Raw genomic sequence first — 15,927 nt, 5'->3', positions numbered from 1 at the left:
GCCGGGTCGGGCAGCCTGTGGGCGGTGGCGCGCCCGGCCCCGGGACGGAGGCTCGGGCGTCTTCAGCCGAGCAGCGTGCCGCCGGTGGCGTCGATGAAGGCGCCGGTGATCCAGCGCGCGTCGTCGGTGGCGAGGAAGGCCACCACGTCCGCGATGTCCTGGGGTTCACCGACCCGGTTGAAGGTGGACATCGCCGCCATCTGCTCGACGGCCTCCGGGATCCCGAAGGCGGGGTTGCCGTTGCGTGTGATGCCGGGCGCCACGCTGTTGACGGTGATGTTGCGGGGGCCGAGCGCCTTGGCGTAGTGCAGGGCGAGCATCTCGACGGCGCCCTTGGTCATGGCGTAGGCGATCTCCTGCGGGTTGGCGAACCGGGTGAGCCCGGAGGAGATGTTGACGATGCGGCCACCGGACGGAATGTTCTGCAGGGCGCGCTGGACGATGAAGAACGGCGCCTTCGCGTTGACCGCCATGAGCCGGTCGAACTGCTCGGGGGTGGTGTCCTCGGCGGCGGCTCCGCCCATGACCCCGGCGTTGTTGACCAGGATGTTCAGCTCCGTGGAGCCGGTGCGCTCCTTGAGGCCGTTCTCCAGAGCGACGAAGAGCCGGTGGACATCGCCGGGCACGCCCAGTTCGGCCTGGACGGCGAAGGCCCGTCCGCCGTCCTTCTCGATCGAGGCGACGGTCTCCTCCGCGTCCGCCTGGCCGGAGGCGTAGTGCACCGCGACGAGCGCCCCCTCCTGCGCGAGACGTACGGCGGTGGCCCGGCCGATCCCCCGGCTCGCCCCCGTGACCAGTGCTGTCCTGCCGTTGAGCCTGCCCATGTCGTATCTCCGCTTCTTGGACGTCATGACGTTGTGCGGGGCCGCCGGTGCGCCGAACCAGCGGCCCAGGGCGGTGACGAGATCCGGTTCGCCCTCGGACCCGGTCCAGGCCACGTGACCGTCCGGGCGTACGAGGACGGCATCCGTGCCGCTCAGGGCGCCGTCCGGGGTGGCGTCGGCCCCGGCCCCGCGGTGGGTGGCGATCACGGTGTCCACCAGGCCGGACCACGGTCCGGCCGCCGCGCGGGTCCGGTCGGCGTGGGACGGATCGCCGGACAGGTCGAGCAGGAGGCCCCGGCCGGTGCGCAGGAGTTCGGTCGTGGTCATCTCGCGGGCCTCGCCGGCCGGCTCTCCGCCGCCCTCGTCGCCGTGCAGGAGGCGGGCGTACGGGAGCCGGGCGCCGAGCAGCGGGTGGCTGCCCGGCCCCACGTCGTACCGGACGTCGAGACCGGAGATCATGCCGGCCAGGTGTTCGCGTACGCCGTCCCGTGCGAGGAGCTCCCCCACCACCTCGCGGACCGGCCCGGTCTCCGTGGGGCCGAGGAGCAGCAGGGCCTGGGCCCGGATGTTGCCCAGCGTCCGGGAGCCGACCGCGTGCCGCTCGGTGTGGTAGCTGTCGAGCAGCCCTTCGGGGCCGCGTCCGCGTACCTGGGCGGCCAGTTTCCACCCGAGGTTCACGGCGTCCTGGAGCCCGAGGTTGAGGGCCTGACCGCCGATCGGCATCTGCTGGTGGGCGGCGTCGCCCGCCAGGAACAGCCGGACGTCGCGGTAGCGGGCGGCCTGCCGGGACGCGTCGCCGAAGGCGTTGACCCAGAGGGGGGTTCCGCCGCTGATGTCCTCGTCCGTGACACGCCGCCAGGCCTGGACGACGTCGTCGAATCCGGGCTCGCCGGTGGTGCGGCGGGGCCGGTCGAACTCATGGACCATGATGCGCGTGACCCCGTCGGGGCGGCGGGCCGCGATGGCCAGGCCCCTCTCCAGCCGCTCGAACCGGCGGTCGGGGATGTCGATACCCGCCACGTCCGCGCGGAGCAGTTCCCGCGAGGCGTCGGTGCCCGGGAAGTCGAATCCGCCCAGCCGTCGCACCGTGCTGTCCTCGCCGTCGCAGCCGACGACGTATTTCGCCCGCAGGGCCATGGGGCCGGCCGGGCCGGCCACCTCGGCCAGGACGTGGTCGGCGGTCACCTCCAGCGCGCGCAGCTCGTGTCCGCGCAGGACGACCGCGCCGAGCTCCGTCGCCCAGTCGTGGAGCAGTTCCTCGGTGCGGGCCTGCGGGACCTTCCACTGGCCGGGGTGGCGGCCGGGCAGGCTCAGGTCCAGCGGAATGCCGCCGAAGTGCCCGGTCACCTCGTTCGGCACCGGGCCGAGCCGGTCCAGCAGTCCGCGGCTGTCGAGGATCTCCATCGTGCGGGCGTGCAGGGTGGTCGCCCGCGATGCGGTGGTGGGTGCCGTCCGCCGCTCGAGGACGACGACATCGGCGCCGCCCAGCCGCAGTTCACCGGCGAGCATGAGGCCGACGGGGCCGGCGCCGACCACGACCACCTGGGTCTTCGTGCCGTCGGCCACCACGGTCAGCGCCGCTCCTCGGCGTAGGCCTTGGCGTGGCCGAGGGTGGCCAGGCTGTTGGTGCTGAGTGCGGTGTGCACGTACGCGCGCGCCTCCGCCACACCGGCGTCGGGGCCGAGGACACGGGCGATGTTCGCGGTGTTCAGCACGACGGTGTGCTGGGAGGTGGCGAGCACGTCTCCGTCCGCCTCGTCCTCGAACGTCCAGACGCCGGTGTGCAGCGTCATCAACGCGGGCAGGGTGACCTGCTTGTACGCGATCCTGCTGTGCGGGAAGCAGACCCGGTACGACGCGGTGGTGTGCGTGGAGCCGTCCTTGGCCCGGGTGTCCATCTCCAGAAGCTGGACCCCGGGGGCCACTTCGTCGAGGCGAACGGTCGCCACGTGGGGGAGCCGCTCGGGCCACAGATGCGCCGCGTCGATGAAGTCGTAAAGGTCCTTGGCGGAACCCGCCACCCGCACGGTGTCCTCGAAGGAGAAGGCCAGCTCCTCGGTGGCGCGGGCGAGTTCGAGGTTGGACTTGAGCGCGGCGAGTTCGGAGCGGCTGTTGGTGTCGACGGCCTCGTCGATCCAGCGCAGGGCCTCCGGTTCGTCATCGACCGCCCGGTAGTCATGCAGCAGCCTGATCCGGGACGCGTCGGCCGACAGCGCCTCGATGATCCACGCGCCTCCCATGGTGGCGACCGGCGGGGCGGAGACCTCCTGGCGGAAGGTGATGCGCAGCTCGTCGGGGTGGAGGGTGCGGCGGGACGTCCAGCTCTTGACCTGCTGGTTGGCCGTGGCCCAGATACGGATGCGCTCCTCGTGCTCGCCCCGCTCGGCGTGTTCGACGTGGACGGTGGGCGGGAAGATCCGGGGCCAGTTCGCCACGTCGGCGATCAGGCGGTACACCTCGGCGGCGGGCGCCCGCACCGTGATCTCGTGCTCGACCTCTCGGGTCATGGCTGTGTCCTCACTCCTTCGGTCGGGTCCGTCGGTCGGGGTCAGAAGTTGCCGAGGCCGCCGCAGACGTTGAGCGCCTGCGCGGTGATGGAGCCCGCGGCGTCGGAGACCAGGTAGCCGACCAGGCCGGCGACCTCCTCGGGGGTCGAGTAGCGACCGAGCGGGATCTTCGCCCGGAACCTGTCGTGGATGGCTTCCTCGGTGGTGTCGTAGGCAGCCGCGTACCCCTGGCGCACCCGCTGGGCCATGGGGGTCTCGACGTACCCCGGGCAGACCGCGTTGACGGTGATGCCGGTCGGCGCGAGCTCGTTGCCGAGGGACTTGGTGAAGCCGACGACGCCGTGCTTGGAGGCCGAGTACGGCGCTCCCAGCACGACGCCCTGCTTACCGGCCGTGGAGGCGATGTTGATGATCCTGCCGCGGTCCTTGTGGCGCAGTCCGCCGGTGGTGAGGACCTCCCTGGTCATCCGGAAGACACTGTTGAGGTTGGTGTCGATGACGTCGTCCCACAGGTCGTCCGCGAGGTCGGCGGTGACCCCGCCGCCACTGCGGCCCGCGTTGTTGACGAGTACGTCGACCGTGCCGAACCGTTCGACGGCGGCTTGCACGAACGCGCGCACATCGTCCGGGGAGCGGACGTCGAGGGCGGTCCCCGCGACGTCCAGCCCCTCGTCGCTCAGCTCCTTGACGGTCACCTCGACGTTCTCGGCGGTGCGGGCGCCGAGGAACACCCGGTGTCCCGCCCTCCCCAGCAGCCGGGCGACGGCGAGGCCGATACCGCTGGTGGCGCCGGTGACGAGGGCGACCGGCCGGTCCTGCTGCGTCATGTCATCTCTCTTCCTGCGTAAGGGTGATGGGCAGCGGCGCGAGGGCCGTGCGGCTACGCGGTCACGTCGCTGCGGAGGACGGCGTTGACGGCCGCCGTCAGGGCGCGGGGCGTGGGGTGCGTGACGAAGACGTCGTCCTCCAGCGAGAGGCCGAACTCCCGCTCGATGCGACCCGCGGTCTCCAGCAGGGCCAGTGACTCGTATCCGAGCGCCTCGAAATCGGTGTCGAGGATGTCGCCGTCGAGGTCGACGCCCTCCTCGGCACCGGCTCCTTCGAGGAGGATGCGCTTGAGGTCGGCATGGGTGAATTCCTGAGGGGCCATGGTCATTCCTCCGTCGGTCCTGTGCTCTGAGGGTGGGGTGCCGGCCGGGCAGTCCGTGCGGTGTCCCGGACCACCACGGCGGAGTTGAATCCGCCGTGTCCGCGGGCGATGACGACGGCGGCGCGCACCCGTGCCGCGCGGGGCTGCCCGGTGACGAGGTCGATGCCGTACTCCGGTGCCGGCCGTACGTTGGTGGTGGGCGGTATCAGGCCCTCCCGCATCGACAGGACGGCGGCGACCACGTCCACCGGAGCGGCCCCCGAGTAGAGCCGCCCCGTCGATGTCTTCGGCGCGGTGACCGGAACCGCGCGCGCACCGAAGACCGCGGTGAGCGCGTCGGCCTCGATACGGTCCAGTTCGGGCGTGCCCGCCGCGTCGGCGAACACCACGTCGATCTCCCCGGGCTCCAGGCCCGCGTCGGTGAGGGCCAGTTCGACCGCGCGGCGCAGTCCGCTCTCCCGGCCGCTGCCCGGCCTCGGGTCGAAGGTCGCGCCGTAACCGGCGATCTCTCCGTAGATCTGCCGCGCGCCCCGCCGGGCGGCGGCCTCGCCGTCCTCCAGGACGATCAGCGCTCCGCCCTCCCCCGGTACGTAGCCGCGCGCGCCGGCGTCGAAGGGCAGGTAGGCCCTCTCGGGGTCCTGGCTCGTGCTGATCCGGCCGCCGGCGAGCTGGGCCACCCAGCCCCAGGAGCAGATCGGCGCGTCGAAGCCGCCGGACAGGATCAGCGCGCTGCCGCGCCGGATCTGCCGCCGGGCCTGGGCCAGGGCGTCGAGACCGCCGGCCTGGTCGCTGACGACCACTCCGCTGGGTCCGCGCATGCCGTTGCGGATCGAGATCTGGCCGCTGTTGACCGCGTAGAACCAAGCGAAGGACTGATACGCGCTGACGTACTGACTGCCCTGGCTCCACAGCTTCTTGAGCTCGTTCTGGCCGAACTCGAAGCCACCCGCGGTACTGGCGGTGACCACGCCCATGTCGAATTCGGCGACGTCACCCGGGCGTACGCCGGCGTCCTCGAACGCGGAGTCGGCGGCGACGAGCGCGAGGCGGGTCATCCGGTCGGTCTGCGGGATCAGCCGGCCCGGCAGGTGCTCCTCGGCGACGAACCCGTCGATCTCGCCGGCGAGCGTGGCGGGATAGCCGGAGGGGTCGAAGCGGGTGACGCGCCCGATGGCGTTCTTGCCGACCAGGGTGGCCGCCCAGTAGTCCTCGATACCGAGTCCGTGGGGTGTGGCGATCCCGATGCCGGTGATGACGGTGGTGCCGTTCATGCCGCGCTCCTCTCGGGACGGGCCAGCACCATCGCGCTCTGGAACCCGCCGAATCCGCTGCCGACGGTCAGCACGGTGTCGGTGGTGTGCTCACGGGCGGTGAGCGGTACGTAGTCGAGATCGCACTCCGGGTCCGGCGTGTGCAGATTGGCGGTGGGCGGCACCACGTGGTGCTCCATGGCCAGGACGGAGGCGGCGATCTCGATCGAGCCGATCGCGCCGAGCGAGTGGCCCACCATGGACTTGATGGAGCTCACGGGCGTGCGGTAGGCGTGCTCCCCCAGGCTGCGTTTGAACGCGGCGGTCTCGTGCCGGTCGTTCTGCTTGGTGCCGGAGCCGTGGGCGTTGATGTAGTCGATGGTCTGCGGGTTCATCCGCGCCTCGTCCAGCGCGACCGTGATCGCCTCGGCCATCTCCCGTCCGTCCGGGCGCAGTCCCGTCATGTGGAAGGCGTTGCAGCGGGAGGCGTACCCGGCGATCTCTGCGTAGATGTGGGCGCCGCGCCGGACGGCGGCGTCCAGCTCCTCCAGGACGAACACCGCGGAGCCCTCGCCCAGGACGAACCCGTTGCGGGTGCCGTCGAAGGGGCGGGAGGCATGCTCGGCATCGTCGTTGCGCGGTGTCGTCGCCTTGATCGCGTCGAAGCACGCGACGGTGATCGGGGAGATGGGGGCGTCCGTCGCACCGGCGATCATGACGTCGGCGGAGCCCTCACGGATCAGCTCGACGGCGTGTCCGACGGCGTCGACACCGGATGTGCAGCCCGTTGAGACGACCGTGTTGGGCCCTTCGGCGCCGACGGCCCAGGCCACCTCGGCCGAGAAGGAGCTGGGGATGAAGTGGCCGTACAGATGCGGCGGGGTGTAGGCGTGGTCCACGAGGTCGAGCCGGCCGCCGTCGCTGACCACGCGGTACTCGTCGTCGAGCCCGGTGGTGGCGCCGACTGCGCTGCCGATGGTCACTCCGGTGCGGTGGGGGACGAGCCCGGCCGGGGAGAGGCCGCTGTCGGCGAACGCCTCGCGCGCCGCCACGACGGCGAACTGGGCGGCACGGTCCATCCTGCGGATCTCCTGCGGTCCCAGTCCGTGCAGCTCCGGCGTGAAGTCGGCCTCCGCGGCGATCTGCGACCTGAACGGCGAGGGGTCGAAGAAGGTGATGCCGCGGGTCGCGGTGCGGCCTTCGCTGAGCAGACTCCAGAAGTTCTCGGCCCCGATGCCGCCCGGCGCGAGGACCCCGAGTCCCGTGATGACCACCCGGCGTCTCGGGAGGTCCCGGCCGGTGTGCGGGCTCATGCGGTGGCCGTCCAGTCGTAGAAGCGGGTGGCCATCGCATCGGCCGGCGAACGCCAGGTCGCCGGGTCGTACGCCTGGATGAAGGGTTTGAGGTCCTGGCTGATGCGGACGAACCGTTCGTCGGTCTTGGCCTCCTCGATGAGGGCGCCCCCGTTCTCCGTGTCGAAGTCCTGCAGGTGGAAGTAGAGGCCGCGGTAGCGGAACAGCTGACGACGCCGGGTGCCCATCCGGTGGGGCATCTCCGTGGCGTCGAACGCGGCGAAGAGCTCGGCCACATCACGGCCGGACGCGGCGTCCATCCGGGCCACGATCAGATTGCTGTGCATGCTTCTTCTCTCTTCCGGGTGTCGAGATGTCCGGGCGGGCGGCGGCCGCGGCTATGCCCCGGATCCTCTGGGGGGACCGAACCAGCGCTCCAGCGCCATCGGCAGATCGTGGTGGGCGCCGGGCGCGGCCCAGGCGACATGGCCGTCCGGGCGGAGCAGGGCGGCCGCGGTGGAGTGCAGCGGGCTGCGGGCGCTCAGCGCGTGGGGCAGCGCCGTCACGATGTCGACCCGGTCCGACCACGCGGCGGCCCGGTCGCGCAGCCTGGCATTGTCCTCCAGGTCGAGCAGAACGCCCCGGCCGGCCCGGAGCAGTTCGGTGCTGCTCGTCTTGCGGGCCTCGCCGACGAGTTCGAGGTGCGGCATGCGACGGCCCAGCAGCGGGTGGCGGCCGGACCCCACGTCGTAGGTGATCTCCAGGCCGCTCACCATGCCGGCGAGATGACGGCCGACCTCCTCGTGGGCGACGAGTTCGGTGAGGACGTCGCGCAGCGGCTGCACCTCGGGGCCGCTGAGGAAGAGCAGCCCCTGGGCGCGGGTGTTCATCAGCAGGCGCTCGCCCACCGGGTGCCGTTCCGCGTGGTACGTGTCGAGCAGCGCCTCGGGGGCCCGTCCGGCCACGACGGCGGCCAGCTTCCATCCCAGGTTCACGGAGTCCTGGATGCTGGTGTTCATGCCCTGCCCGCCGGCCGGCAGGTGGATGTGGGCGGAGTCGCCGGCCAGGACGACCCGGCCGCGGCGGTACTCGGTGACCTGCCGGGTGGCGTTGCCGAAGGAGCTGACCCATTCCGGTTCGCCGTGCGCGATGTCGTCGCCGGTAAGCCGTTTCCATGCCGCCGCGATCTCCTCGTAGTCGGGCGGTGCGGTCCGGCGTCGCGGTGGTGTGCCGCGTTCGCAGACGATGAGCCGGGTGAGGCCGCCGGGCAGCGGACCGACCATGACCATGCCGCCGGGGAGCGTCTCGCCGATCATCCGCGGGGCGAGCTGGAGACCTCGTACGTCGGCGAGGAACATCTCCATGGTCGAGGGGGTGCCGGGGAAGTCGAAGCCGGCGGCCTTGCGGATGGTGCTCCGGCCCCCGTCGCAGCCGACCAGGTAGGCGGCGCGCAACCGGTGTTCCCCTTCGGTGCCCCGGACGACGACGTCGACGCCTTGGCCGTCGTCCTCGAAGGAGAGCGTCTCGTGGCCGCGTCTGATGTCGGCGCCCAGCTCCGTGGCCCATTCCTCCAGCACGGTCTCGGTCACCGACTGGGGCACAGTCTTGGCGGCCTGCCAGGCGCCTTCCAGCACCCCGAAGTCGATGGGAACCCCGCCGAAGTGGCCCTGGGTGCTGGTCTCGATCTCTCCGAACCTGGGCAGCAGCCCCCGCTGGTCGAAGACCTCCATCGTGCGGGCCGTGAAGCCGAGTCCGCGGGATTCCCCGGTACGTGCGGCGAGGCGTTCCAGGACGATGACCTCGACCCCCGCGAGCCGCAGTTCACCGGCGAGCATGAGCCCTGCCGGGCCGGCGCCCGAAATGATCACCGCAGCATCCATATACCTCTCCTTGAACGCGTTCGGAAATCCATGGAATGCGTGGCCATGGAAAAGTGCCGCTACTGCCGCACTGCCGATGAGAAACCATCCGGACCGGAATTCAACACAGTTCAGCGGATGCTAGAGATAAGCTTCTTCGCTCCGGAGAGAGGAGTCAACCCACATTTATTCAGATCTCTGTCAGCTCATGTCAGATGGATTGACAAATAACAGAGCAAGGTAATGTGAAGGTCAGAGAAAGGCAAAGCGGGTGGTGGGTGGCGCGTGGGCGGGCGCCACTCAGGAGGAAAGCGGAAGGAACACGGGGAGCGGAGCCGGCGATGACCGGAGACAAGTGCCCGGTGCCGGACACGCTCCCGGCACCGGGCATCTTTTCGGCCGGCCGGGCAGGCCGGCCGGTGAACACGGCTCATCTCACGAAGGCCGGACGGTCGCGCGCACTCCCCCGCCGGGCGCCCCGACCGCTCGTCCTGCCCGCGGTAACGCGTCAGGGGCGGCCGAAGCGGAACCCGACGCCGCGCACGGTGGTGATCCAGCTGCTCGAACCCAGCTTGCCGCGCAGGCTGCTGACGTGGGTGTCGATGGTGCGCCCGGGGCGCGACATGGAGTCGTCCCAGACCTGCACCATCAACTGCTTGCGGGAGACGACGCCTTCGGGCTGCGAGGCCAGCAGATGCAGCAGATCGAACTCCTTGCGGGTCACCTCGATGCGCCCGCCGTGCAGGCTGACCTCGCGGGTTCGCGCGTCGATGCGCAGCGGACCTCGGATGATGACGTCCCTGACGACCCGCTTCGGCCTGGAGCGCCGCATCACCGCCTCGATGCGGGCCAGCAGCTCCGGAAAGCCGTACGGTTTGACCATGTAGTCGTCCGAACCCGCCTGGAGGCCGAGCACCCGGTCGAGCTCCGTACCCCGCGCGGTGACGGCGATGACGGGGGTGTCGCACGAGGACCGGATGCCGTGACACACCTCCAGCCCGTCCAGGTCGGGCAGATCGAGGTCGAGCAGTACCAGGTCGGCCTGGCGGTAGGCCTGCAGCGCTCTTCTTCCGGTGTCCACACTGTCCGCCTGGAATCCGTGCCGGCGCAGCCCTCCCACGAGACAGTCGGCGGCGGGCCCGTCGTTCTCCACGACGAGGATGCGCAGTGTGGCACGCAGCTCCGCGGTGGCGTCCCCGGGAACGGCGGGGAAGGGGGGCGCCGGCGGCCGCGTGGTGTGCTGCTGACGTATTCGGCCCTCTGTAGGAAGGATGGAATTCTGCTGCATCTGCTACTCCTGCACCTTGGCGCGGTTTACAGATCGAGAAGGATCCGCGAAAGACTTTACGAATGGCCTCACCATTCTGTCAAAGGGTTAACGATTCCGCGCCAGGCCGGGCATACCCCCTCGGATCCCCGATGAATAACGTCACCACCGGGGGCATATGGCGCGAACAGTGGCGAACTCTGCCGGGCAAACAATCCGTGACCCGAGGTAACCCGGTCACCCAGGAGTACGTTTCCGCCATTTTTCCGGGTCCGGGTAAAGGAGCACGGGATCGGCTTGACAAACATGCGACAAAGCTCTTACGGCTCGGATGCGCCCCGCCGGCGCCACCGGGCGGGGACATACGAAACCGTCAGGAACGCCGGTGGCCGGCCGGTCCTGACGGTCGAGGGGGCGGGGGCTTCCTCAGCCGGCGCGCAGCGGACGCAGCGCCGTACTCCAGGAGACGACGTCCTCGAGCATGGCGCGCACGGCGTCCTCCTGGTGCGGCTGCGGCTTGACCTCACGGAAGTCGACGAAGTCGTGGTGCATGAGGAGCGCGGCGTGGTGGCGCACATCGGCGATCCCGATGGCGGCCATGGTGTTGCGCAGGTGCGCGATGGCGCGGCCCGCGCCCTCCATGCCGTACCCCACGAAGCCCGCGGCCTTGTCGCCCCACTCCGCGTAGAGGAAGTCGATGGCGTTCTTCAGGGCCCCGGGCACGCCGTGGTTGTACTCGGGTGTGACGAAGACGAAGCCGTCCAGGGAGGCGACCTTCTCGGCCCAGCGCAGGGTGTGCGGCCGGCTGTACCCGCCCATCAGCGCGGGCACCGGCTCGTCCAGGTGGGGCAGTTCGTAGTCCTTCAGGTCCACCAGCTCGTAGGCGGCGCCGCCGTGGCGCTGGGCCACCTCCAGCACCCACCGGCCCACGTCCTCACCGACGCGTCCCGGACGGGTGCTCGCGATGACGATTCCTACCTTGATCATGGTCAGCCACTCTCGTTCGAAGCGGGAGCCACGGAGTGACTCCGTCGCCCTCCCGGCAGGCTATGGGGGCGTCACGGCCACCTCCATGCGCCACCGTCCCCCGTCCATACGCCAAAGTCCGTACGGCGGCGGAGGAAGCGCTTACGCTGAACCCATGGATCTCCTGAGCCAGGTGTCCGCCTCGATGCGCGCCGACCGGCCACGCTGGGCACATCTGACGGGGCACGCGGCGTGGGCCTGCCGATTCCCCCAGGTTCCCGGAGCGGCCTTCCACTTCGTCCTCGGGGGCACGGCCTCCCTGACGGTGCCGGGCGGCGAACGGACCACCCTCGGCGCGGGCAGCGTGGCCCTTGTCCCCGCCGGTCTCTCCCACCGGCTGGCCGGCGGGCCGACGCCTGCCGGGGACGGGGCGGGCGCCGAAGAGGCCCTGTCCCCCGAGCTGTTCGACGCCACCCCCGGGGCCTTCCGCATCGGCGCTCCCGGAGGGCCGGACGGCGGCCAGGAGCCGGCCGCGGTGCTGCTCAGCGGATACTTCCCGCTGGACCGCAGCCAGTGCCACCCGCTCCTCGACGACCTGCCCCCCGTCCTGCACCTGCCCGCCCGACCGGCCCAGGAGGCACCGCTACGGGGCGTCCTGGACCTGCTCCGCCACGAGCAGGACACGCCCGGCATGGGGTCGGACGCAGCCACCGGCGTACTGCTGGACACCCTGTTCCTGTACGTCCTGCGCTCCTGGTACCGGGAGCACGGCGCCGACACCGGCTGGGGCCCGGCACTCAACGATCCGGCGATCAGCAAGGTCCTGTGCGCCATGCACAACTCCCCCGGCCTGCCGTGGACCGTGGAGAGCCTCGGCTCCCTCGCGGGCCTCTCGCGCTCCGCCTTCGCCCGCCGCTTCACCGACCTCGTCGGCAGTCCCCCGCTGGCCCACCTGACCCGGGTCCGGATGGTGACCGCGGCACAGCGGCTGCGCCAGAGCGACACCACGCTCTCCGTCATCGCGCAACAGGCCGGCTACGCGTCGGAGTTCGCCTTCTCCGCCGCTTTCAAGCGGGCGATGGGCACCGCGCCGAGCACCTACCGCCGAGGGGCGGCGGCCTACGCCGCGTGATCCGCCCCTCACCCGTCGGCCGCCGCGGCGAACTGGGCGGCATGCAGCCGTGCGTAGGCGCCATCGGCCGCGATGAGCTCATCGTGGGTGCCCTGTTCGACGATGCTGCCGCCTTCCATGACCAGGATGACGTCGGCGTCCCGGATCGTGGAGAGCCGGTGGGCGATGACGAAGCTGGTGCGGCCCGTGCGCAGGGTGGCCATGCCGCGCTGAATGAGCATTTCGGTTCGGGTGTCCACCGAACTGGTCGCCTCGTCCAGGATCAGAATGGCCGGTTCGGTGAGAAAGGCGCGCGCGATGGTGATCAATTGCTTCTCACCGGCGCTGACGTTCGATCCCTCTTCGTCGATCACCGTGTCGTAACCGTCGGGCAGGGTCCGGATGAAATGGTCGGCATGGGTGGCCACGGCGGCCTCGACGATCTTTTCGCGCGACACCCCGTCGGCGCCGTACGCGATGTTCTCGGCGATCGTCCCGCCGAAGAGCCAGGTGTCCTGGACCACCATGCCGATGCCGGAACGGAGTTCGGCCCGCGGGAGCAGGGAGATGTCCCTCCCGTCCACGGTGATCCGGCCGCCGGTGACCTCGTAGAACCGCATCAGCAGGTTGACGAGGGTGGTCTTGCCCGCGCCGGTGGGACCGACGATGGCCGCGGTGCGGCCGGGCTCGACGGTCAGGTGGAGGTCCTCGATCAGGGGCTTCGCCGGCTCGTACCGGAAGGAGACGCCCTCGAAGACGACGCGCCCCCGGTCGCCGTGCGCGCCGGGGAGCGGGCTGGTCGCGGGGTCGGGTGTCTGCTCCTCGGTGTCGAGCAGTTCGAAGACCCGTTCCGCCGAGGCCACCCCGGACTGGAGCATGTTGGCGATGGACGCGACCTGGGTGATGGGCTGGTTGAACTGCTGGGTGTACTGGATGAACGCCTGGACGCCGCCGATGGTCATGGAACCGGCGGCGACCCGGAGGCCACCGATCACCGCGACCAGGACGTAGCCGAGGTGGCCGACGAAGGTCATGGCGGGTGGGATCATGCCGGAGATGACCTGGGCCTTGAAACTCGCCTCGTGGAGCCGGTCGTTGTGCTCGACGAAGGTCCGCAGCGACTGCCGTTGCCGGCCGAAGGCCTTCACCACGGCCAGCCCCGTGTACATCTCCTCGATATGGCCGTTCAGCCGGCCGGTGGCCTCCCACTGGCGGACGAACTGCGGCTGGGCGCGCCGGGCGATGCGCTTGGTGAGGTAGACCGACAGCGGCACGGTCACCACGGCGACCAGCGCCAGCAGCGGAGAGATCCACAGCATCATGGCCAGCACGCCGACCACGGAGAGCAGCGAGGTGATGATCTGGGTCAGCGCCTGCTGAATGGTCTGCACGACGTTGTCGATGTCGTTCGTCATCCGGGAGAGCACCTCGCCCCGCGACTGCCGGTCGAAGTAGCCGAGGGGCAGCCGGGCGATCTTGGCGGACGCGTCGGTGCGCAGCCGGAAGGCGGTGCGTTCGGCGATCGTCGCCGTCAGGCGTTCCTGGGCGAGTGTGAAGGCGGCGGACCCGACGGACGCGGCCAGGGCAACCAGGAGGATCGCGCCGACGCGGGCGAAGTCGACCCCGTCGCCCCGTACTCCGTCGAGCACCTGGTCGGTCGCCCTGCCCAGGATCGCGGGGACCAGGACGGAGAGGGCGACCCCGGCGACACCGATGGCGAGGACCGCCCACAGCAGCAGCCGGTCCGGGCGCATCCGCCGCACCAGCCGGGCGCCGGAGCCGAGGAAGTCCATGGTCTCCTCGGGATCGGGATCGGTCATCTCATCACCGGCCCCGGTCACCTCAGGACCACTCTCGCCGGTCTCGGTCCTCTCGGGGTCCTTCTCCCAGGCGCCGGTACTCATGCTGCCTCTTCCTCGGTGAGCTGGGAGAGCACGATCTCCCGGTAGGTCTCGTTCCGTTCCATCAGATCGGTATGGGTGCCCGTCCCCACCACCCGGCCCTCGTCGAGCACCACGATGCGGTCCGCGTCCCGGATCGTCGCGACCCGTTGCGCCACGATGACCACCGCGGCGTCCTCGGTCTCCCGGGCCAGCGCGGCCCGCAGAGCCGCGTCCGTCGCGTAGTCCAGGGCGGAGAAGGAGTCGTCGAAGAGGTAGATGTCCGGCCTCGCCACCAGCGCGCGGGCGATGGCCAGGCGCTGGCGCTGGCCGCCGGACACGTTTCCGCCGCCCTGACTGATCGGGGCCTCCAGCCGCCCTGGCATGGCCTCCACGAACTGCCGTGCCTGGGCGATCTCCAGGGCCCGCCACAGTTCGGCGTCGTCGGCGTCGGGGTTCCCGTACCGGAGGTTGCTCGCCACGGTGCCGGAGAACAGGTACGGCGTCTGGGGCACCAGCCCCACGGTGGAGGGCAGCAGCGCCGGATCGAGCTCCCGTACGTCGCTGCCGCCCACCCGGACACTGCCGCCGGTGGCGTCGAACAGCCGCGCCACCAGATTGACCAGGGTCGTCTTGCCGCTGCCGGTCGACCCGACGACGGCTGTCGTCTCACCGGGCCGGGCGGACAGGTGGACCCCGCGCAGGACCGGTTCCTGCGCTCCCGGGTAGCGGAACTCCACGTCGTGGACGTCGAGATGGCCGGGCTCACGCAAGGTGGTGACCGGCGACGCGGCCACGCTGACGCTCGACTCCGTACCGAGCACCTCGCGGATGCGTCCGGCGCTCACCTCGGCGCGCGGCATGATCATGAGCATGTACGTGGCCATGATCGCGGCCTGGAGGATCAGCAGCAGGTACTGGAGAAAGGCGATCAGGGCGCCGACCTGGAGGGAACCGCTGTCGATCCGGTGGCCGCCGAACCACAGGACGGCGATGTTGGCGCCGTTCAGGATCAGCATGATGCTGGGCAGCATGAGCGCGTTGATCCGGGCGGCGCCCAGGGAGACCTGCATCAGCTCGGTGTTGGCGCGGGCGAACCGGCCCTGCTCATGGGCGTCGCGGACAAAGGCCCGGATGACGCGGATGCCGGTGATCTGCTCCCGTACCACCCGGTTGACCTGGTCGATGCGCTCCTGCATGTCCCGGGAGAGCGGCGCCATGCGCAGCAGGATCACCGCCACCACGACCACCAGCAGCGGGACCACGACGAGCAGCAGCCAGGAGAGCGTGGCGTCGAGGGACAGCGCCATCGCGATGCCCACGGCGGCCATGAACGGGGCGGGCAGCGCGAGGGTGAAGCCCACCAGCAGCACCATCTGCACCTGCTGCACGTCGTTGGTGGTGCGGGTGATGAGCGACGGGGCGCCGAACCGGCCGACCTCCCGGACGGAGAGTCCCTGGACCCGCTCGAAGATCGCGACCCGTACGTCCCGGCCCAGCGCCGTCGCCACCTTGGCCCCGAAGTGGACGGCGGCGGCCGCGGAGAGGATCTGCACCAGCACGACGGCCACCATGAGACCGCCGACGGCCAGCACGTATCCGGTGTCCCCCTTGATCACCCCGTCGTCGATGAGGCGGGCGTTGAGGGTCGGCAGATAGAGGGTCGCCAGCGTCTGCAGGAGCTGGAAGAGCCCGAGCAGACCGAGGGGTCGCAGGTGCGGACGTAAGTACGTGCGCAGCAGCCGGATGAGCAAGGGGGGTCCTTATACCGAAGCGGGCGGGGGTACGCGGAGGGTGGGGACGCGCGGGAGGCCGGGTGGC

General features: G+C 70.7%; 13 protein-coding genes. 1 reads left to right on the top strand and 12 read right to left on the bottom strand.

The annotated features are described in order from the left end of the window. Window positions 1–62: 62 nt before the first annotated feature. From R2B67_RS24770 to R2B67_RS24725, 10 genes are all read right to left on the bottom strand, one after another. Window positions 63–2,393: an SDR family oxidoreductase gene (locus tag R2B67_RS24770; RefSeq protein ID WP_317821137.1), complete on the bottom strand. Its 2,331-nt coding sequence runs from the start codon at window positions 2,391–2,393 to the stop codon at window positions 63–65. Window positions 2,394–2,395: 2 nt separating this feature from the next. Then, window positions 2,396–3,331, bottom strand: coding sequence for an aromatase/cyclase (locus R2B67_RS24765; RefSeq protein ID WP_317821136.1), 936 nt, complete (start codon window positions 3,329–3,331; stop codon window positions 2,396–2,398). A gap of 41 nt (window positions 3,332–3,372) precedes the next feature. Beyond that, window positions 3,373–4,158 carry a 3-oxoacyl-ACP reductase FabG gene (gene fabG, locus R2B67_RS24760; protein WP_317821135.1) on the bottom strand — a complete coding sequence of 262 codons (786 nt, stop codon included), beginning with the start codon at window positions 4,156–4,158 and terminating at the stop codon, window positions 3,373–3,375. A 53-nt stretch (window positions 4,159–4,211) separates the two neighbouring features. Then, window positions 4,212–4,481: an acyl carrier protein gene (locus R2B67_RS24755; RefSeq protein ID WP_086018869.1), complete on the bottom strand. Its 270-nt coding sequence runs from the start codon at window positions 4,479–4,481 to the stop codon at window positions 4,212–4,214. Window positions 4,482–4,483: 2 nt separating this feature from the next. Beyond that, window positions 4,484–5,752 (bottom strand): ketosynthase chain-length factor, encoded by a 1,269-nt coding sequence (locus tag R2B67_RS24750; RefSeq protein WP_018511393.1) that lies wholly within the window; start codon window positions 5,750–5,752, stop codon window positions 4,484–4,486. Continuing rightward, window positions 5,749–7,044 carry a beta-ketoacyl-[acyl-carrier-protein] synthase family protein gene (locus tag R2B67_RS24745; protein ID WP_317821132.1) on the bottom strand — a complete coding sequence of 432 codons (1,296 nt, stop codon included), beginning with the start codon at window positions 7,042–7,044 and terminating at the stop codon, window positions 5,749–5,751. Before R2B67_RS24745 ends, R2B67_RS24750 begins: the two co-directional genes overlap by 4 nt. After that, window positions 7,041–7,370: a TcmI family type II polyketide cyclase gene (locus R2B67_RS24740; RefSeq protein WP_018511391.1), complete on the bottom strand. Its 330-nt coding sequence runs from the start codon at window positions 7,368–7,370 to the stop codon at window positions 7,041–7,043. The genes R2B67_RS24745 and R2B67_RS24740 overlap by 4 nt, the downstream gene beginning before the upstream one ends. Before the next feature lie 51 nt (window positions 7,371–7,421). Continuing rightward, window positions 7,422–8,903 carry an FAD-dependent monooxygenase gene (locus tag R2B67_RS24735; RefSeq protein WP_317821131.1) on the bottom strand — a complete coding sequence of 494 codons (1,482 nt, stop codon included), beginning with the start codon at window positions 8,901–8,903 and terminating at the stop codon, window positions 7,422–7,424. Between the two features lie 487 nt (window positions 8,904–9,390). Then, window positions 9,391–10,170: a response regulator transcription factor gene (locus tag R2B67_RS24730; RefSeq protein ID WP_317821129.1), complete on the bottom strand. Its 780-nt coding sequence runs from the start codon at window positions 10,168–10,170 to the stop codon at window positions 9,391–9,393. A 405-nt stretch (window positions 10,171–10,575) separates the two neighbouring features. Next, on the bottom strand, window positions 10,576–11,136 hold the full coding sequence (locus R2B67_RS24725; RefSeq protein WP_018511388.1) for an NADPH-dependent FMN reductase: 561 nt from the start codon (window positions 11,134–11,136) through the stop codon (window positions 10,576–10,578). Window positions 11,137–11,290: 154 nt separating this feature from the next. On the opposite strand from R2B67_RS24725, the gene R2B67_RS24720 reads away from it, so the two are divergent. Further along, window positions 11,291–12,247: an AraC family transcriptional regulator gene (locus R2B67_RS24720; protein ID WP_317821122.1), complete on the top strand. Its 957-nt coding sequence runs from the start codon at window positions 11,291–11,293 to the stop codon at window positions 12,245–12,247. Between the two features lie 8 nt (window positions 12,248–12,255). Here R2B67_RS24720 and R2B67_RS24715 read toward each other — a convergent pair whose 3' ends face one another. Then, window positions 12,256–14,130, bottom strand: coding sequence for an ABC transporter ATP-binding protein (locus tag R2B67_RS24715; RefSeq protein ID WP_018511386.1), 1,875 nt, complete (start codon window positions 14,128–14,130; stop codon window positions 12,256–12,258). Further along, window positions 14,127–15,860, bottom strand: a complete 1,734-nt coding sequence (locus R2B67_RS24710; RefSeq protein ID WP_317821120.1) for an ABC transporter ATP-binding protein — start codon at window positions 15,858–15,860, stop codon at window positions 14,127–14,129. Before R2B67_RS24710 ends, R2B67_RS24715 begins: the two co-directional genes overlap by 4 nt. Window positions 15,861–15,927: the final 67 nt, after the last annotated feature.

The organism is Streptomyces cyaneofuscatus (assembly GCF_033109485.1).
GTDB lineage: Bacteria > Actinomycetota > Actinomycetes > Streptomycetales > Streptomycetaceae > Streptomyces > Streptomyces cyaneofuscatus.
The sequence above is the reverse complement of the archived record's forward strand: the minus strand, read 5'-3'. Positions and strand labels throughout refer to the sequence as shown.